Below are 18,631 nucleotides of genomic sequence, written 5' to 3'. Positions count from 1 at the left end.
GCTTTATAATTAGATTATCTCATCATCTATAAATTCTCTTACTTTAAAAATACTGCCCTATCCCAAATACGAGTCCGCGGTTTTGGGTAGCCCCTAATCCGACACCATAGTCTAATCTAATTACCGCATTAAAAATACGTTTATGAATAAAACGCACTCCAAGACCAGAGTATAGCTCCACATTATTGATACTGGCTAGATCACCAAACCCTTCTCTAGGACTTCGTATTGATCCAGCATCTATAAAAGCATTTCCTTGAAGTACAAACCAATCCTTTTCTATAAGCGTGTGTCTGTATTCTGTATTTACAAAAACAAAGGATGTCCCTCTATCAATATCATTACCTGCTCCTCTAAGATTAAACTGATTATCAACCGTAAAAGGAGCAAACTCAGATTCATTATAAGAAGCATACCCTAGCTGTAGTCTACTTGCCAAGTTACCCTTTGTTCCTACTTTTTTAAAATATTCTGTTGCGTTTTGTGCTACTAGCCCTTCCTCTAAGAGTCCATCACCACCTAGAATATATCGCACATCAAGGAGATTGCGCACTCCCTCTACATATTGATACGTGATGTTTAAAAAATTAGTCTCATACTCTCCGCGTAGAGAAACTTTATTTGCATCAAGCCCTGCGGGCAGTACACTTTGCACCTCTGTATCATCAATGTCGTAAGACTCTTGGTACACTCTCACTCCTAATTCTGCCTTGTTATGGAAGTCTATTTCATACAACCCATAAATCTCTGCACCTACATCATCTTTCTTATAATTTATAGGAGTCTCATCTAGGTAAATAGGTTCAAAAGTCACATTTTTAATATAATTGACACCTAAGCCTAATTTGTTAGTAATTAAAAAAGGTGCTTCCCAGTAAGCTCCATAAGAGTCAAAAACATCCCGCTGATAAAAGCCGCCAAGTATCTGACTTTGACCAAGAAAATTAAATTCGAATGCGCTTACGCGAAAAGCAAAACTACCATCATTTGCTTCCGAGATGCGTAATCCCGGGATGATGGTAAAATTTTCAACAATCTTATAGGTGAGCCTGTAGGAGTTGTTCTGAAGTTTAGTTTGAACAACGGTAGCATTTGCGATAGCTGGCAGTCTATTTAAACGCTCAATATCTGTTGCTACTTTAAGAGAATCATATGCTGTTTGTAGCTTTACTTTAATAAGCCTTCTCAATAAAGATTCATCTACACGCTTTAATCCTTCAAAAGTGATTTCTTCTACAATAGGTTCTTGTGAAAAAAGAAATGAAGTCATCAACAAGGCGCAGATGAGGGAGAAATATTTCATAAAGGCAATAGTTATATTAAAAACATTGGTCGAAAGTAATGTACAATCATTGCGCAAGACGCCATTATTTACTTAAATAAATAATGAATATCCTATTTAATATTTACCATAATGCTGTCTTATTACAGCTTCGGCTGGTTTGTTTTGTGGTGTAAATTGGTTGTTTTCTGGACCTCCTACCTCATCATGTTTTATAAACCACTTCCAGATAAATCCTCCTGCCATCCACTCTTCATCCCATATTGTATCAAAGAGAGCTTGCGTAGCTTGTGCCTGTCCCTCAAGATTTACGGTGGTCATAGATCTATCTGCCTTCCACGGCTCTTTACCTGTATAATCTACAGAGCGGTACCCAAATTCTGTAAAAATCACTTTGCGGTTTTCCGCTTTCGCGAAAGCGGACATCTCCTCCTTCCATCGTTGCCATCCTGCGGTAACACACTCCACAGATGGCGTTTGATCATCACAAACAGGAAAATAAGCATCAATCCCTATGTAGTCTAGTTGGCTCCAAAATGGAGTTGTCTTATACTCATCCCAGTTTGCAGCATACGTAAGTTTACCATTGTACACCTTTCTTATATCAATAATAAGTTGCGTCCAAAAATCTGGTCTGTTTGTTACAAATTGTTCTAACTCTGTACCTATGCAAAAAATGGTTGCTCCTTCTTCTTGCGATAGTGTGGCATAATCAATTATAAAGTTGCGGTATGAATCTTCAAGCGCTGTCCACTCTGACTCTGTTTCCATTTTAAGGTACCCAGTAAACTCGCCATTGCGCATCCATATCTGTGGTTTTACCATCACCTCAATACCTGCTTTGTGCAATTCTGACACATAGTTGCGACCTCCTTCTCTGGTCTCTCCATACCACTGCCTGTCTGTATTGTATATGATTTGTGGTTTATCTTTTTGTGGCACAAACCCAAACGGCATTACCGCAGCATAGTTTGCATTTACAAGTTGTACAGGGCTTACATGAGTGCTATCTACCGGATTACGATTTGCAACAAAACTTACGCCATTTATTTTTTGTTCTTGCGCTTTTTGAGCAGTACACGCTTGTAGACAAATCAATAAAAAGAGGCACCCTATAATCTTTTTCATCTACTTATTTTTGATTTAAAGATATGTGTTTACGATTAAAGTTTGAGAAGCTTATTTTTATTAAAAAATAAGCTCAAAAACAATAAGACCCTAAGAGCTGGGTAACTCTCAGGGTCTTTAAAAGTGTGCAGTATCCTCATTGTAGTTAACATATATGAATATACATTGCACTTGTAAAAAGCTTAGATTAGGGGAACCTAAGCGCTCTAGCTATATGTTAAAAAACAGCTCTCAACCCTAGGTTAAAAGTCTGCCCTAATCCAGTATCGTTTCCTCTTACAAAGTTTGTATATAATGCCTCAAGGTTGAGAGCATCTGTAAGTTGATATTTTGCACCACCACCCACAGCTGTAAAGTCTTGAGAAAATTCGTTTCCTAGGTCAAGAAGTTGTGAGTGCTGTACAAGGCCTAAAACTGTAAATTTTGAACTTGGGAAATAACTTAAAAACAATCCTGGTGTAAGACGCAAACTATCATTTGCAAAACTATCCTCATCATCTCCAAAGTTGAGCTCAGAGTTTAAATCGGCAAATAATTGCCAGTCTCCTCCTGCAAAAGTGTGGTCAAAGAAAAATCTGTTTTGCCATGTAAATCCTTTTTGATCTAGAAAAACACCGTCTTCTGTCTCATTATCCACCAGAGGAATAAAAAACGAACTCTGGATAGAGAAATTATTTACTTTACTAAACGGAACAAACTTTACAGATGGTGCTATAGATGTAAGACCGCTACGCGCAGTGCCGCGCTCACCATCAAATTTAAAAACATCAAAGGCATCACGACCGCCTATAGTGCTAGATCTTGCCTCTAGTATTAATCCTACGTTTACTCTATTATTATTTGAAACACCAGTATATACTTCAAGTGTTGATGTAAAGAAATTATTCCTTGGGATGTCACGATCCTCACCATTTTCTCCGAAGGTGTCTTTAGTCTCTGTGTATAGATTATTAAACCATTTGATATCAAATTGCCCTTTTGAGATAAGTTTAGAAGGTGTGAGTGTTTGTATCACAGAGCCTCCGTCTTCAAGGTTTTCTGTATCATCTTGTGCAAAAGATGTTGCAGCAATAAGCATTAAAGCGACTAATAGGATTGTTTTTTTCATTGTAGTTGTTTTTGATTATTTATTTGTGCGTTACACACCAGACGGCTAGGGTTTAATACTATCTGGTGAGAACGGCTTTTTTAGACAATAGTTACCTACCTCGACTGATGTCGAGTAGTTGTAATAGATAAATTTTATTGGAGTTAGAGCAAGTGATTTATACCAACTCTAATGTACTAGAACTTTTATTTAGTATCATTAAGCGTCCAGTCATATGGATAGTATGAAAGCTTTGCATCACTAGAAATTGCTTCTTTACGGTATTTATTTAGAAAATCTATTTCTGTACCCTTGCGCACAAAATCTTCTTTATACCACTCAAATATTTGAGAAATCTGGACCTTGTTACCTTTCACTTTAATGAAGTTAGGATTATTAACAGCAATCGTGGTCTGGCGTTGTAGTTGTGATTTTAATTTGGCTGGTGTATATGCCTCATTGATAATAGGAGGACACCCTAAACCTGCACATACTAGTACAAAGTGAAAACGAGGTTCTCCAGGAAATTGTGCTCTGAGTTTCTTATTTTCAATATCATTTAAGGTAATATTCGTCCCGCCTAACTTGTAGGTGTTTTTATCAAAAAAACCTTTTATAGATAGTGGTTGTTTTACTGGGTACTTCTCTGTGATTCCTTTAATTACCGCTAGATTATATGCGTTAATCCAGAAAGATTGATACGTTGCCGCGTCAGATGTGCTTACAGATATAGATGCTGCATTTTCTAATAGCTTATCTAGCGCTTGTGGATTTGCCTTTACCGCTTTATAATTCACTAGCCCATTTTTTACGTTTGCTTTAAAAAAAGTATCTGCATTAGCAAAAAATGCTGCCGTGTCTTGTGCTTGGATGTGCACACTTGACAAGGTGATTAATAGAAGTAGTGCGAGGTTGGTAATTGATTTCATAAGTAAACTTTTTTTCTGCACAATGGGTCGAGCTCAAATAGAGAGACTTACAGCCAGATCATTAAAAATTTAAAATAACCAGTTCAGTACGCTCCATAATCAAGACTATAATTTCCTTACAGCACTTTTTCATTTAGATAAATTCTAAATAGACAGCATCACATTAAGTTTACTATCTTTAAAACGACCCAAGGATATGTTATCTCATAGAAACAAGTTTTAAAATACTTGTTTAGACTACTATATATTTTGCTTTCGCGAAAGGGTAACAAAAAGATTTTTTCGCGAAAGCGAGACAACAACAACCATTCATTTTTTAGTTTTTACTTAGGTGAAAATTATATAAAACCAACCTCTATGGAAGAACACATCGTCATTATAGGCAACGGTATTTCTGGCGTTACCACCGCGAGACACATCCGCAAGGCTTCTGACAAAAAGATCACCATCATTTCTGCCGAAACGGATCACTTCTTTTCTCGTACGGCGCTCATGTATATCTATATGGGACACATGAAATATGAACATACAAAGCCGTATGAAGATTACTTCTGGAAGAAAAACCGTATCGATCTTAAACGCGCTTTTGTAGAGACTGTAGATCATGAAAACAAACAATTACTACTCTCTGGTGGTGAAAAAATGAGTTATGATAAGCTGGTACTTGCCGTGGGATCTACTCCTAATAAATTTGGCTGGCCAGGACAAGATCTCGATGGTGTACAAGGGTTGTACTCAAAACAAGATCTAGATAAACTAGAGGCAAATGCTCCAGATAAAGAAACCTGTAAACGTGCTGTGGTAGTAGGTGGCGGTCTTATAGGTATTGAGATGGTAGAGATGCTGCTCACGCGTGATATACCGGTCACATTTTTAGTACGAGAAAATAGTTTCTGGAATGGTGTTTTACCACAAGGAGAAAGTGAGATGATTAACAGACACATTAAATCTCACCACGTAGATTTACGTTTAGGCTTTAATCTAGATAGTATTCTAGCAGATGATAATGGTAAAGTACGCGCTGTAACTATAAAAGAGACAGGAGAAGAAATAGCCTGCAACGTAGTGGGACTTACCGCTGGTGTGTCTCCTAATGTGGCTTTCTTAAAAGATAGCGGTATTGAGATAGGACGAGGTATCAAGGTCAATCCTATGCTAGAGACTAATATAAAAGATATTTATGCCATAGGTGATTGTGCAGAGCAGCACGACGGTATAAACGGCCGTCGTCCTATAGAGGCTGTGTGGTACACTGGTAGAATGATGGGCGAGGCACTTGCTCAGACACTTACTGGAAAACCTACGGCATATAACCCTGGGCACTGGTTTAATAGTGCTAAGTTTATGGATATAGAATACCAGACCTATGGATGGGTATTCTCAAAACCTAAAGAAGGTAATATACACTTTCACTGGATGCATAAGGATGATAATAAATGTATCACTATCGAGATGCAAGAAGGTACTCGCAAGTTTATAGGAATAAATAATTTTGGAATACGCCTGCGTCATGAACTATTTGACCGCTGGCTTACCGAAGGGCAAACTACAGACTATGTACTAGAGCATCTTAAGGATGCCAACTTTGATCCTGAGTTTTATAGCCATTACGAGAAAGATATTCTCGATGCTTATAATGCTGCATACGGGACATCGCTTAGTCCCAAAAAGAAAAGCTGGAAAAGAATTTTTGCATAACCAACCTAACGACTTACACTTATGAAAATTATTAAAAACCTAGGCTTGGTGATCTTTATTACTGGGCTTGCCATCTGGACAGCTTCCATCTTTATGGGAGACTTCACCTTAAAACAAGAACAACTTGATTCCTTTATTTCTGAAAAAGGAATTAAAAGTGAGCTAGTAGCTCAAAAAATCTCAGATAACGTAGTGGGTAAAAAACTCGGCACATTTGCTTTTACAGGTGCCATACGTAATGCCCTTGCCGAAAATAACACCTATTATGATGCTCAAATAGCTAAGTATGACGCAGCTAAAGAGTGGGATAAAAAAGGAGAACAATATCAGTACAGAATAAATGATAAAGACTTTCAAGCCTTTAGCTTCTCACTAGCCAAAAAAGCCGGAACAGGATTTATAGTAGAAAATAAAGGACTTATGTGGTTCTTAACCTTTGGGCTAGGAATACTAGGAGCTCTTATGTTCATTTTTCCTAATCTCGTGTTGCTAGGCAAACCAGGTATCAAAAATGACCACGTATATCACGAGGCAGCAACAAATAGAGGATGGATTGCCTGGCTGGTGCTTGTGTACCTCGTACTATTTTATCTCGTACTTTATTTTAATGCAGACTATGTGGTAAACTGGACATTTGTACTCGACCCTATAAGTAATGCGCTTAACGGAGGTGATGCGAGCCAGTGGTTTGTATATGGCTTTTTATACTGTGTGATTATGGTAACTATGGCGGTGCGTATGTATATAAAATACCGTCACAATAAATACCAGATTGTACGTACTACATCTGTACTATTCTTCCAGATTGTATTTGCCTTTCTTATCCCTGAGATTATGGCAAGTTTAGGAAAGCCTGGTTATGATTTTAAAAACGCATTCCCGCTAGATTATGATTTCTTCTTTGAGTGGAATCTCGACACACTTACTCAGAGTGGTGGCCTAGGTATTTTCATCCTCGTATGGGGTATTGTGCTTACACTAGTTATTGTGCCAGTAATGGTATACTTCTTCGGAAAAAGATGGTACTGTAGTTGGGTTTGTGGTTGTGGTGGACTTGCCGAAACTCTTGGCGATCCCTACCGCCAGCATTCTAATAAATCTATGAAAGCCTGGAAGCTGGAGCGATGGCTCATTCATTCTGTACTTGCTTTCTCACTTGTAATGACCGTGGTTACTTTGTATTGCTACTTCACAGGAGCAGAGTCGCTACTAGGTATCAACACGCAGTGGATTAAGGATACGTATAGTTTCTTGATAGGAGCTTGGTTTGCAGGAGTAATCGGGACTGGGTTCTACCCTATTTTTGGTAACCGTGTATGGTGTCGTTTTGGATGCCCGCTAGCAGCCTACTTAGGATTTGTACAACGTTTTAAATCTCGTTTTAGGATCACTACAAACGGAGGGCAATGTATCTCTTGTGGTAACTGTTCTACCTATTGTGAGCAAGGAATTGATGTACGTGCATATGCTCAAAAGGGAGAAAACATCGTGCGCTCTAGCTGTGTAGGTTGTGGTGTATGTAGTGCTGTATGTCCTCGTGGCGTACTTAAATTAGAAAACGGACCAGAAGCAGGTCGTATCAATCCTACTCAAGTATTACTAGGTAATGACGTAGACCTTATGGACTATGTAAATAATGATCAAGATGTAGCGTAACTATTTTATTACGCTTTCGCGAAAATGTGATATTTCAAAAACCACCTCAGGAAACTGTGGTGGTTTTTTTGGTTTTAAACTGTGTGTTAAAACTTATTTCTGATAACCTTACATGCACTTTATTTCAAAAAAAATATGATTATATGGGAATCCGTAAAAATAAAGCACTAAGGTGTTGTATTTTCGGTGGCTCCATATCACTTAGAAATATATAAACTAAAAAAACCGGCTACTCCCTTGGAAAATTCAAACGTAGAAAACAGTAACAACAACCCGACTAAAACAAGAATAACTTATAACGTAAATGCCATAAAGCCAAATCTGAAAAGAGCAAAAATTGCACAGACATTAATCTGGCTTGTAATGATTCTCGACATCTTCTCAATCATATCATCTTACCTACAGTATGACATTCTAAGGTTAATACAAAATGATGAGTTTGTTACTGAGCAAGCACTAAATGCAAACGACACTAGAGAACAAATTGTAGCCATTCTTTACACAATCATATTTATAACATCTACAGTAACGTTTATTCAATGGTTTAGAAGAGCCTACTACAACCTGAATATCAGAACAAAAACAAACCACACAGATGGATGGGCTGCAGGTAGTTGGTTTGTACCTATAATTTCATTGTATCGTCCGTATCAGATAATGAAGGAAATGTGGAAAAAAACAACACGTTTAATAAAAGCTAAAGACTCTAACTACTTAGACAGCAATACTACAGTTATCGGACTTTGGTGGACGCTATGGATTGTATCTAACTATGTAGGTAATTATGTACTTAAGAGTATCTTTAAAGAACAAACTATTGAGACCTTAATGAATAGTACTATTGCAGACATGGTTATGTCGATATTAGGAATACCGCTAGCTATCGTGACCGTAACTATTATCAAAAACTATTCGTCTAAAGAAGAGAAAATTTCAAGTTTAGAAAAACAAGAATCTATTTAGTAAATAGCTTAAAATTAACCGAATCATGGATATCATCGCATTAGAAAAGGAAAGACTAGAATGGTCTCTTAGAACATTTACAGAAGCAACCCCAATGGGATCGCTTCAAAAAGCAAAAGAAGAGATACGAGAAATTGAGGAGGATATTACTAAGAACATCAAAAATCCAGTGGAGTATGCAGATGCTATCATGTGCATATTTGACGTAGCAGCTAGAATGGGAATAAGCGCAGAAGAAGTAATGATAGCCTACGAAGAGAAGCTTACCATCAATATGAAGCGAACTTGGAAGAAGAATTCAAATAATAGCTATTCACATATAAAGTCATAATTTCAAACTTTCTTATAGGTATACTTTTGGTTAAGAAATCAACTTTATAAACGACTACAGAACTGTAAAAATTTTAATAAAACTTAATCTTCCATCAGCTCAATGACAACCCTACCCCAACAATTAGAAAACCCTGTCTGGTATTCTTTAGATGAAACACATAAAAAGTTTGCCGTTACTTTTGATGGTGTTCTTTTTTATGATCCCGCGGTATGTACGTTTGGAGCTTTCTTTAATGAAGCAAAGACTGCAACTGCTTCTAGAGAATATATAAAAACAAGAAAAGATTTCTTCTTCGTTACAGAAAACCAAACACCTCAAATAGATGAAACAAAAGTTGTACTAGACAGAAAAATTGATGGGTGCCAGATGGTGTTGAAAGAATTAAGTAAAGTTGAAATCACCGAAGAGATCATATTATTGGACAAATCTTATATTGATGAAATTTATGAGCTTGTATGGTTAGTAATGCCAGGTTTCTATCAAAAGCGCAGCTTTGAAATGGGCCATTTCTATGGAATTATTAAAAACGGCAAACTAGTTGCCATCGCTGGACAGCGCATGCAAACCAATCTCTTTGTAGAAATAAGCTCCGTAGTCACCCATCCAGATTACACAAAGCAAAAATTAGCTAGTCAGCTCATTGCTTACAATGCCAAAGAGATCTTAAAAGAAAACAAGACACCCATTTTACATACGAATAAAGGGAACCTTGCAATCCCATTATATGAAAGATTAGGATTTGAGGTCACTAGAGATATGAACTGGTGGTTATATTGTAGAAAAGAATAAATGTAACGTTTACTACATTTTTTGAAAATGCATCACTTCATCCTAATGCTCAGCTTATCAAAGGAGTTATTTGCGGTTATCGTATCGAAGAAATAGAGAACGATCTTACGCGACAAGTTAGATACCTTGACAAACTAGTTGATGAACTAGCCAGAGGTCGTTCTATGGAAAAAATCTTACGAACTCAGTAAAAGCATACGCATTTACTAAAAGGTATCTGTAAACAGCAGTAAAAACTCTAGTAAATCAAGACAAGCTTTTACAACGTAAACCCAATCCTAATACCTCCCCATTTATAAGAGCTGCCAGTCGCAAATTCCTTTGTAATTACTGAGCGAGTGTATTCAAAATAGAGCTTTTTCGTTTTAAGAATAAGTCCATAATCAAACTGTCCCGTTACTCTTTGCACATCTCCAGACGCAATGGTGTATGGACTATCTCGATTAATCAATCCTCCTTGTAATGTAGCGTCATAACCAATGACGCTCACCATAGGGGCGGCATAGGCGTATAGTTTAAAACCGCTACGCTCTGATAGTGATGAAAATGAATTATTAATAATCCCCACAGTACTATTTAATCCTAATGATCCATTAGTAAAAAGAGTTCCTACTTTTGCATGTGCACTCGCTTGAAGCGAGAATAAATCTTCGTACCTCAATAGTTGCTTCTCATATCCTAGTTCGTAGTTAAGTATGAGATCATTTTTAATTTGATTTCTCCACCCCAGCGGAATTTTATTTCCCGTAGCCTCATGAATGCCTCGCTGCATTTCTTCGCCAAAAGCTCCAGGACCTATAATTCCAATACTTAAACCACTACTAAATATACTTTTTGCAGAAACATCTACCGCAATCATGGAGCTCTTGAGCATTATTGCTGCAGCAAATGGCCTGTCGCTCACTTGTATTTCTGGGAGCTCATAATGATTAGGTGTAAACCCTATATGCTCGATGGATAATCCATAGCGACGCTCGGTATTTTTAGGTATATAAAACAACTTATTGACAGGATTTTTCGCTAAAAATGGTGCTACCAATTCAAAACTATAGCCTTGGGTATAATTTTCATCTGTTGCAGCAAAGTAGTCATTGTCATAGCTAAACCTAAAATAATGATCCGTATTTATTGCTCTATAGGAAGTAGTATTATCAATTTTTTGGCTCCAAGAATACTGGCTTGAAAGCGATAACATAACTAATAGACAACACAAATTCCTCATACTAAGTATACGAGAAATTTGCAATCAAGGTTTTTAAAATAAGATCCTAATTATATATCATAAAGGTTATGGTCTCTATATACGCTTTCGCGAAAGCGTAATAAATAATATCTTGTAAAAAATTACGATAGATGACTACTTCACAATTACTAGGCGTTCACCTACAGCAACTCATTACAGGGCCTAATCTGACGGGATCACATCTATTGCAACACCTAGATGATGTTTCTGTAGAAGAGGCCATCACGAGTCTCTATGGACTCAACAGTATAGCGCAGCTAGTATTTCATATTCACTATTACATAAATGCTGTGGGAGACGTACTAGAAGGCAAACCACTTCTTGCTAAGGATTCTTTAAGTTTTGATGCTCCCTTGATCACTACGGAAGCAGCATGGCAATTACAAAAAGAACAACTCTATGCGGCGACACATCGCTGTGCACAACTAGCAAAAGATTTTCCTCAAGAGAAATTAAAAGAAGAATTTGTGTTGAAAAAATATGGCAGTTATGAGCATAACTTAGTAGGCTTATTAGAACACTCACATTATCATTTTGGGCAGATAGTGCTTATAAAAAAGATGTTGCGAGCCCAATTAAAGTAATCTACTGCTATCATCTAAATCAAAAAAATCTCGATATTGCTATCGAGATTTTTTAAAAACTATTCTTGTTCTGCTGGCTTCATTACAAAGTCTTCCATAAACTTCGTTGTATAATTACCAGCTATATAATCCGGGTGATCCATCAACTGTCTGTGAAAAGGAATTGTTGTTTTAATACCTTCAATCACAAACTCATCAAGAGCACGCTTCATTTTATTAATTGCCTCTTCTCTAGTTTGCGCAGTAGTAATCAACTTTGCAATCATAGAGTCATAATTAGGAGGAATCATATAACCACTATAAACGTGAGTATCTATACGTACTCCGTGACCTCCTGGTGCATGCAAATTAGTAATGCGCCCTGGTGATGGTCTAAAACCGTTATAAGGATCTTCTGCATTTATACGACACTCGATAGAGTGTAACTGTGGGTAATAATTCTTTCCTGATACTGGTACTCCAGCAGCAACAAGTATTTGCTCACGTATTAAATCGTAATCTACTACCTGCTCTGTAATAGGATGCTCTACTTGGATACGAGTGTTCATCTCCATGAAGTAGAAGTTGCGATGTTTATCTACAAGAAACTCAACCGTACCTGCTCCTTCATACTTAATATATTCGGCAGCTTTTACAGCAGCTTCTCCCATACGCTCACGTAGGTCATCTGTCATAAATGGTGACGGAGTCTCCTCAGTAAGTTTTTGGTGACGTCTTTGTACAGAACAATCTCTTTCAGAGAGGTGACACGCTTTACCGTTGCTATCTCCTACAATCTGGATTTCAATATGGCGTGGCTCTTCAATAAGCTTTTCCATATACATGCCATCATTTCCAAATGCCGCAGCACTTTCTTGACGAGCACCTTCCCAAGCCTTAAGAAGATCTTCTTTCTTCCATACAGCACGCATACCTTTACCACCACCACCGGCAGTAGCTTTAAGCATAACAGGGTAACCAGTTTCTTTTGCTAGTTTCTGGCACTCTTCAAAGTCTTTTATAATTCCGTCAGATCCAGGTACACATGGTACACCGGCTGCTTTCATTGTTTTCTTTGCAGTTGCCTTATCTCCCATTTTAGAAATCATCTCTGCAGATGCTCCTATAAATTTAATATCGTGCTCCTCACATATTTTTGAAAACTTTGCGTTCTCAGATAAGAAACCATATCCCGGGTGAATTGCGTCTGCATTTGTAATCTCTGCAGCAGCAATAACATTAGACATTTTAAGATAAGACTCTGCACTAGGCGCAGGTCCTATACATACGGCCTCATCTGCAAACTTCACGTGTAAACTCTCACGATCTGCAGTAGAGTATACCGCTACGGTTTTGATTCCCATCTCCTTACACGTGCGTATCACACGGAGTGCAATCTCACCACGATTTGCTATAAGTATCTTTTTAAACATAGTGTTTATTTTTTATTGTGGTACGTAAAAATGAGCAGTAAGATTACGCTTTCGCGAAAGCGTACTACTACAATACCTCCTCAATGATTAAAATACCCGCAAGGGATTATGATGGATCTACCAAGAATAATGGTTGATCAAACTCTACAGGAGAAGAATCGTCTACAAGAATCTTTACGATTGTTCCAGATACTTCACTTTCGATCTCGTTAAAAAGCTTCATCGCTTCAATAACACAAAGTACATCTCCTTCTGAGATTTGTTTTCCTACCTCTACAAACATAGGCTTGTCTGGTGCAGGCTTTCTATAAAAAGTTCCGATAATAGGAGACTTTATAGTGATATATTTTGAATTTTCATCCTCTACTGGAGCAGCTGGTGCTACAGGAGCGGCTGCTTCTGGGGCAGGTGCTGCTGCTACTGGCGCTTGTGGGGCCATTTGCATTGCAGGCATTTGCTGTAAGAAAGTAGTAGGTGCCTTATCATCTTCGCCAGTCTTGATCGTGATTTTTACGTCATCCATTTCAAGTTTTACTTCGCTCGCGCCAGACTTTGCAACAAATCTGATCAGGTTTTGAATTTCTTTTAAATCCATAAGTGTTTGAATTTAGCTTGTTTAGTTTTAGTTGGAGTTATATGCCCACTTGAGGTAAATTGAACCCCAAGTGAATCCACCACCAAAGGCAGCAAATATAATATTATCTCCTTTTTTTAGTTGGTTTTCGTAATCACTCATCAGCAAGGGTAAGGTAGCTGACGTGGTATTTCCATACCTATGTATATTAATAAGTACTTTATCATCATCAAGACCCATTCGTCTTGAGGTAGCATCTATAATACGCTTGTTTGCTTGATGTGCGATAAGGAAGTCTACGTCGTCACCCGTAAGGTTATTACGCTTCATTATTTTATCACTTACATCTGCCATATTAGACACTGCAAATTTGAAAACAGTCTTTCCATCTTGAAAGACAGTGTGCTGTTTATTATCTATAGTTTCTTGTGAAGGAGGTAATATACTTCCTCCGGCATCAATCTTAAGATACTCTCTACCTATTCCATCAGATCGTAAGAGCTCGTCTTGTAGTCCCAATCCTTCTTCATTGGGTTCAAACAAGACAGCTCCAGCACCATCACCAAAGATGATACAGGTTGTTCTATCTGTATAGTCTATAATAGAGGACATTTTATCTGCCCCGATAAGAAGTATTTTTTTATAACGACCAGACTCAATATAGCTCGCTGCTGTAGACATCCCGTAAAGGAAGCTAGAACATGCAGCCGAAAGATCAAATGCAAAAGCATTTACGGCTCCTATTTGAGTTGCAGTATACACTGCTGTGGATGCCACAGGCATATCTGGTGTCGCAGTCGCAACTATGACCATATCAATTTCTGAGGGGTCAAGTTGTCTTTTTGCAAGAAGGTCTTGGGCTGCCTTTATGGCTAGAAACGAAGTTCCCTTTCCCTTTTCCTTGAGGATTCTACGTTCTTTAATACCAGTGCGAGAGGTTATCCACTCATCATTAGTATCTACCATGCCTGCCAGTATTTCATTGGTCAAGACATAGTCTGGAACGTAAGCTCCTACAGCTGTAATTGCCGCTGAGATTTTACTCATTTGTTTCAGTTAGATTTTTTCGAATATTGACGATTATAGTCAAAAACGAGGGGAAAAATACTAAAAATTGATCAAAACCAGCCTTTAATTAACTTTTTTTGATGAATTGTGAGCATAAAAAAAACTCTCACAACGTGAGAGTTCTATTTTATAAAAGCAAAGCTTACGCCTCTACTTCTTCCGTCTTATCAATAACTACTTGACCTCTATAGTACAACTTCCCTTCAAACCAGTGTGCTCTGTGGTAAAGGTGTGCCTCTCCAGTTGTTGGATCTACAGCTATTTGTGGTATAGCAGCTTTGTAATGCGTTCTTCTTTTATCTCTTCTTGTTTTGGAGATTTTTCTCTTAGGATGTGCCATTACGTACTCTTATTTATCTGTTAATAGTTTTTTTAAAGAATCCCATCTAGGATCTGTATTTTCTTTTTCTTCTTTTACTTTTTGATCTGGAATACTTAATTCTTCCAGCTTATCTAATATATCTGACTGCAATGTCCCATCCTCAATGCCAGGGTGAACCCTCTTATTAGGCAGTGCTAATATAATGAGTTCATAAATATACTGAGCGACATTTACTTCATACTCACCGTAAGGCAAGATTAAAATATCTTCAATATCATTATTAAACTCTTGACCAAACTTCACTACAAGAGTGTAGACATCTTCTACAGGTTGATCATAAGGCTCATTAGTAACATCACAATTCACATTGATAGTACCTGAGATTTTAAAATCAAACTCCATAAAAGTAGACTTCTTTGTTAAGAGAAGTGTAGCCTCAATGTTTGCATCATTAAAGTCATCATATTCAAAAAGATCAAAGAACGATTTTGTAATCGTGTAATCAAATGTATGCTCTCCTTCTTTTAAACCTACGTATTGTATGGTGTATGGTTTCAATCCTTTCATCACATCAGCCGTTTGGAGCGTGCAAAGATACATAATTTTTTATATCACAAAGCACAAGCTCAATTTTATTTTAATTCTCTACAAATACTAAAAATGTCTTTAGTATCTTATCTTTTTGCTGGCGGTCTTCCCGATCGCTCTCTACCAGCACGTCTAGGAGAAACCTTAAGTACATCCTTTGTAATCTCTTGGTATTCTTTTCTTTTATTATAAATCTTTACTGCCGAAAAAACAGCTTCCCTAAAAGAACCCTCGTCTGCCACTCCCTTACCTGCAATCTCATATGCCGTACCATGATCTGGGGATGTGCGTATTTTATCTAATCCCGCAGTATAATTAACACCCTTACCAAAAGATAATGTCTTAAAAGGAATTAACCCTTGGTCGTGATAAGCAGCTAGAATTGCATCAAAATTTTTATAATTCCCTGACCCAAAAAAGCTATCTGCAGCATAAGGCCCGTAAACTAACTGACCATTTGCACGCATTTTTTCAAGCGTAGGTATCAATACCTTATCATCATCATCTCCTATAACTCCGTTGTCTCCTACATGAGGATTAATGCCCAGTAAAGCAATTTTAGGCCTATCTACGCCAAAATCTTGCTTCAAGGCATTATATAATGTATTTACTTTCTTAACAATCACCTCTGGTGTAATCTCACTAGCCACATCTTTTACAGGAACGTGATCTGTTAGCAAACCTACCTTAAGCGTATCTGTAATCATAAGCATCATCGCATCGCCCTCTAGCTCTTGTGCTAGATAATCTGTATGACCCGGGAATGCAAAATCTTCTTTCTGGATATTAGCCTTATTTATAGGAGCGGTTACAAGTACATCAATATCTCCATTTTTAAGCGCCTTAGTAGCTTCCACAAAAGACTTTAAAGCATAATCGCCTGCTGTTTCAGTCGCCTCTCCCCATTTAATCTCTACAGGCTCCTTCCATAAATTATAGACGTTTATTTTGTTATCTAACGCTTTCGCGAAAGCGTCTATACCATGAAACTCTGCTTGTAAACTCAAAGACTTCTTAATATAAGAAAGTGTCTTTGCCGAAGCAAAAATTATAGGCGTACAAAAATCAAACATCATCACTTCTGAAAATGTCTTTATCACAACCTCTGCCCCTATTCCATTTAAATCTCCAATAGAAATCCCTACACGTACTTTTTGATCTTTATTCATGTGATGCTTCTAGCGTTTTGTATTTTTACAACACAAAAGTAACCAAATAAAATCCATTCATGTTTACAGGTATTATCGAAGATCTTGCTACCATAGTTTCAATTGAAAAAGACCAAGAAAATATACATTATACCGTAAGGAGCACTATCACTAGCCAACTTAAAATTGACCAAAGTGTTGCTCACAACGGTGTTTGCCTCACAGTAGTTGCCATAAAGAATGACACTTATAAAGTTACAGCCATACAAGAAACTCTTGACAAGACAAATTTAAACAGCCTCGCTACTAACGACACTGTAAATCTAGAGCGCGCTATGCAACTAGGCGCACGTCTTGACGGACATATTGTACAAGGTCATGTAGACCAAGTGGGAACATGCACTAACATTGAGGAAGAGAATGGAAGCTGGAGATTTACTTTTAAATATGACACTTCATTAGGAAATGTTACTATTGAAAAGGGATCTATCACTGTAAATGGGACAAGCTTAACCGTAGTAGACTCTACAGAAGGAGGCTTTAGTGTAGCTATTATTCCTTACACATATGAGAACACCGTATTTAAAGACTTTAAAATAGGTTCGGAGGTAAACTTAGAGTTTGATGTAATAGGGAAATATGTAAAACGTCTTACGCAGGGCTATTAGATCTAGCTTTATTATTCTTGTAAGCGTAAAAAGCACCTGCTAGTACACCACAAATTACCAATATAATGATATTGTCATCTATAGGCGCGACAAGTCCAGGCAGCGAGGATGTCCTAGTGCCCGGAGGCGGAGGTCCATCTTGTGCATATGCACATATCCCCACGAATGATAGGATAATTGTTGCAATGAAAGTTCTGAGATTGGGGCTCATAATAATTCAAAAGTAATACCCTTTGGCTGTAAAATAATTTTACAAGCTTCCAGAGCTTAGGTTGGGTATATTTGTGTATTTCGACACCAATAATACGCATTTAAACGGAATTACAAGCAAATTACTTGTAATTTTAATTTAATATAAGAACATACCGAAATACCAATTAGATAGGTTATCTAATTAATATTTTACAGTAAAACGATAAAATTTATGGATTTAGTATTCTAACTAAAAAAGTGGTCCCACTTGGGCTCGAACCAAGGACCCTCTGATTATGAGTCAGATGCTCTAACCAGCTGAGCTATGGGACCGTTGTTTTCTATGTTTCTCAGATGAGGTTGAAAACGGCTGCAAATTTAATATAAATCTTGACCCAACCAAAGGTTTTTATTACAAATTATCTATTTCTTGACATAATTCTACTAGAACACCTCCAGCAGTCTTAGGGTGCACAAAGACAACCAGCTTATTATCAGCTCCTTTCTTTGGTTTTTCATTTAATAAAATAAAGCCTTCTTTTTTTAATCGCTCCATTTCTTCTACGATATTCTCTACTGCAAAGGCTATGTGATGGATACCTTCTCCTTTCTTTTCTAAGAATTTAGCAATAGGCCCATCTTCTGTTGTTGCCTCTAGGAGTTCTATCTTATTAGGTCCAGATTGGAAAAAAGATGTACGCACTCCTTCTGAGGCTACTTCTTCTATCTTATAATGAGCTACACCCAGCAACTTCTCGTATAAATTATTTCCCGCCTCAAGATCTTTAACTGCAATTCCTATATGCTCTATTTTTTTCATAGTTTATTTAATTTATGATATGTTGTTTCATACTAATAGTATCGTGTAGGCAAGTTTAGCTTTCGCGAAAGCGTAATTACAACCATTATTACTACTAAAGTTTAATGATAACTTACTTACACAAAAGTAATACAATTCAAAAAACG

At 37.3% G+C, this 18,631-nt stretch carries 19 protein-coding genes, 1 tRNA gene and 1 pseudogene; 8 read left to right on the top strand and 13 right to left on the bottom strand.

Going from position 1 to position 18,631, the window contains the following annotated elements; genetic code table 11:
• Positions 1 to 43: 43 nt before the first annotated feature.
• The 4 genes from DCS32_RS08800 to DCS32_RS08785 all read right to left on the bottom strand — a co-directional run bounded on the left by DCS32_RS08800 (position 44) and on the right by DCS32_RS08785 (position 4,426).
• Positions 44 to 1,303, bottom strand: a complete 1,260-nt coding sequence (locus DCS32_RS08800; RefSeq protein WP_108877933.1) for a POTRA domain-containing protein — start codon at positions 1,301 to 1,303, stop codon at positions 44 to 46.
• A 96-nt stretch (positions 1,304 to 1,399) separates the two neighbouring features.
• Positions 1,400 to 2,410, bottom strand: coding sequence for a glycoside hydrolase family 113 (locus tag DCS32_RS08795; RefSeq protein ID WP_108877932.1), 1,011 nt, complete (start codon positions 2,408 to 2,410; stop codon positions 1,400 to 1,402).
• A gap of 217 nt (positions 2,411 to 2,627) precedes the next feature.
• Positions 2,628 to 3,518 carry a hypothetical protein gene (locus DCS32_RS08790; protein ID WP_108877931.1) on the bottom strand — a complete coding sequence of 297 codons (891 nt, stop codon included), beginning with the start codon at positions 3,516 to 3,518 and terminating at the stop codon, positions 2,628 to 2,630.
• 185 nt (positions 3,519 to 3,703) lie between these two features.
• Positions 3,704 to 4,426, bottom strand: a complete 723-nt coding sequence (locus tag DCS32_RS08785) for a DUF547 domain-containing protein (RefSeq protein WP_108877930.1) — start codon at positions 4,424 to 4,426, stop codon at positions 3,704 to 3,706.
• A 357-nt stretch (positions 4,427 to 4,783) separates the two neighbouring features.
• On the opposite strand from DCS32_RS08785, the gene DCS32_RS08780 reads away from it, so the two are divergent.
• The 6 genes and pseudogenes from DCS32_RS08780 to DCS32_RS08755 form a co-directional block, all read left to right on the top strand.
• Positions 4,784 to 6,124, top strand: a complete 1,341-nt coding sequence (locus DCS32_RS08780; RefSeq protein ID WP_108877929.1) for an NAD(P)/FAD-dependent oxidoreductase — start codon at positions 4,784 to 4,786, stop codon at positions 6,122 to 6,124.
• A gap of 21 nt (positions 6,125 to 6,145) precedes the next feature.
• On the top strand, positions 6,146 to 7,780 hold the full coding sequence (locus tag DCS32_RS08775; protein ID WP_108877928.1) for a 4Fe-4S binding protein: 1,635 nt from the start codon (positions 6,146 to 6,148) through the stop codon (positions 7,778 to 7,780).
• A 237-nt stretch (positions 7,781 to 8,017) separates the two neighbouring features.
• Positions 8,018 to 8,743, top strand: coding sequence for a DUF4328 domain-containing protein (locus tag DCS32_RS08770; protein WP_162533622.1), 726 nt, complete (start codon positions 8,018 to 8,020; stop codon positions 8,741 to 8,743).
• A gap of 25 nt (positions 8,744 to 8,768) precedes the next feature.
• Positions 8,769 to 9,074 (top strand): dATP/dGTP pyrophosphohydrolase domain-containing protein, encoded by a 306-nt coding sequence (locus DCS32_RS08765; RefSeq protein WP_108877926.1) that lies wholly within the window; start codon positions 8,769 to 8,771, stop codon positions 9,072 to 9,074.
• 102 nt (positions 9,075 to 9,176) lie between these two features.
• Positions 9,177 to 9,866: a GNAT family N-acetyltransferase gene (locus DCS32_RS08760; protein ID WP_108877925.1), complete on the top strand. Its 690-nt coding sequence runs from the start codon at positions 9,177 to 9,179 to the stop codon at positions 9,864 to 9,866.
• Between the two features lie 2 nt (positions 9,867 to 9,868).
• Positions 9,869 to 10,057, top strand: a pseudogene (locus DCS32_RS08755) (DUF2200 family protein); the annotation flags it as partial.
• 68 nt (positions 10,058 to 10,125) lie between these two features.
• Here the strand turns inward: DCS32_RS08755 and DCS32_RS08750 are convergent.
• Positions 10,126 to 11,061, bottom strand: coding sequence for a lipid A deacylase LpxR family protein (locus DCS32_RS08750; protein ID WP_108877924.1), 936 nt, complete (start codon positions 11,059 to 11,061; stop codon positions 10,126 to 10,128).
• A gap of 158 nt (positions 11,062 to 11,219) precedes the next feature.
• Here DCS32_RS08750 and DCS32_RS08745 point away from each other — a divergent pair, with 158 nt between their 5' ends.
• Positions 11,220 to 11,693: a DUF1572 domain-containing protein gene (locus DCS32_RS08745; protein WP_108877923.1), complete on the top strand. Its 474-nt coding sequence runs from the start codon at positions 11,220 to 11,222 to the stop codon at positions 11,691 to 11,693.
• A 59-nt stretch (positions 11,694 to 11,752) separates the two neighbouring features.
• On the opposite strand, the gene accC is transcribed toward DCS32_RS08745, so the two are convergent.
• The 6 genes from accC to pdxA all read right to left on the bottom strand — a co-directional run bounded on the left by accC (position 11,753) and on the right by pdxA (position 16,826).
• Positions 11,753 to 13,105: an acetyl-CoA carboxylase biotin carboxylase subunit gene (gene accC / locus DCS32_RS08740; RefSeq protein WP_013750153.1), complete on the bottom strand. Its 1,353-nt coding sequence runs from the start codon at positions 13,103 to 13,105 to the stop codon at positions 11,753 to 11,755.
• Positions 13,106 to 13,211: 106 nt separating this feature from the next.
• A complete protein-coding gene (gene accB, locus DCS32_RS08735; protein ID WP_108877922.1) occupies positions 13,212 to 13,700 on the bottom strand; it encodes an acetyl-CoA carboxylase biotin carboxyl carrier protein in 489 nt (162 codons plus the stop codon).
• 27 nt (positions 13,701 to 13,727) lie between these two features.
• Entirely contained in the window at positions 13,728 to 14,726 is a 999-nt protein-coding gene (locus DCS32_RS08730) for a beta-ketoacyl-ACP synthase III (RefSeq protein ID WP_108877921.1), read from the bottom strand.
• A 163-nt stretch (positions 14,727 to 14,889) separates the two neighbouring features.
• Positions 14,890 to 15,087, bottom strand: a complete 198-nt coding sequence (rpmF, locus tag DCS32_RS08725) for a 50S ribosomal protein L32 (protein ID WP_013750156.1) — start codon at positions 15,085 to 15,087, stop codon at positions 14,890 to 14,892.
• A 9-nt stretch (positions 15,088 to 15,096) separates the two neighbouring features.
• The gene (locus tag DCS32_RS08720; protein ID WP_108879265.1) at positions 15,097 to 15,636 is read right to left on the bottom strand and encodes a YceD family protein; all 540 of its coding nucleotides are present in this window, start codon (positions 15,634 to 15,636) and stop codon (positions 15,097 to 15,099) included.
• Between the two features lie 107 nt (positions 15,637 to 15,743).
• A complete protein-coding gene (gene pdxA / locus DCS32_RS08715; protein ID WP_108877920.1) occupies positions 15,744 to 16,826 on the bottom strand; it encodes a 4-hydroxythreonine-4-phosphate dehydrogenase PdxA in 1,083 nt (360 codons plus the stop codon).
• A 59-nt stretch (positions 16,827 to 16,885) separates the two neighbouring features.
• On the opposite strand from pdxA, the gene DCS32_RS08710 reads away from it, so the two are divergent.
• Positions 16,886 to 17,473 carry a riboflavin synthase gene (locus DCS32_RS08710; RefSeq protein WP_108877919.1) on the top strand — a complete coding sequence of 196 codons (588 nt, stop codon included), beginning with the start codon at positions 16,886 to 16,888 and terminating at the stop codon, positions 17,471 to 17,473.
• A 451-nt stretch (positions 17,474 to 17,924) separates the two neighbouring features.
• Here the strand turns inward: DCS32_RS08710 and DCS32_RS08705 are convergent.
• Positions 17,925 to 17,998, bottom strand: a tRNA-Ile gene (locus DCS32_RS08705).
• Between the two features lie 79 nt (positions 17,999 to 18,077).
• Positions 18,078 to 18,485, bottom strand: a complete 408-nt coding sequence (gene mce / locus DCS32_RS08700; RefSeq protein ID WP_108877918.1) for a methylmalonyl-CoA epimerase — start codon at positions 18,483 to 18,485, stop codon at positions 18,078 to 18,080.
• Positions 18,486 to 18,631: the final 146 nt, after the last annotated feature.

It is taken from the genome of Dokdonia sp. Dokd-P16, from assembly GCF_003095655.1.
GTDB lineage: Bacteria > Bacteroidota > Bacteroidia > Flavobacteriales > Flavobacteriaceae > Dokdonia.
The sequence above is the reverse complement of the archived record's forward strand: the minus strand, read 5'-3'. Positions and strand labels throughout refer to the sequence as shown.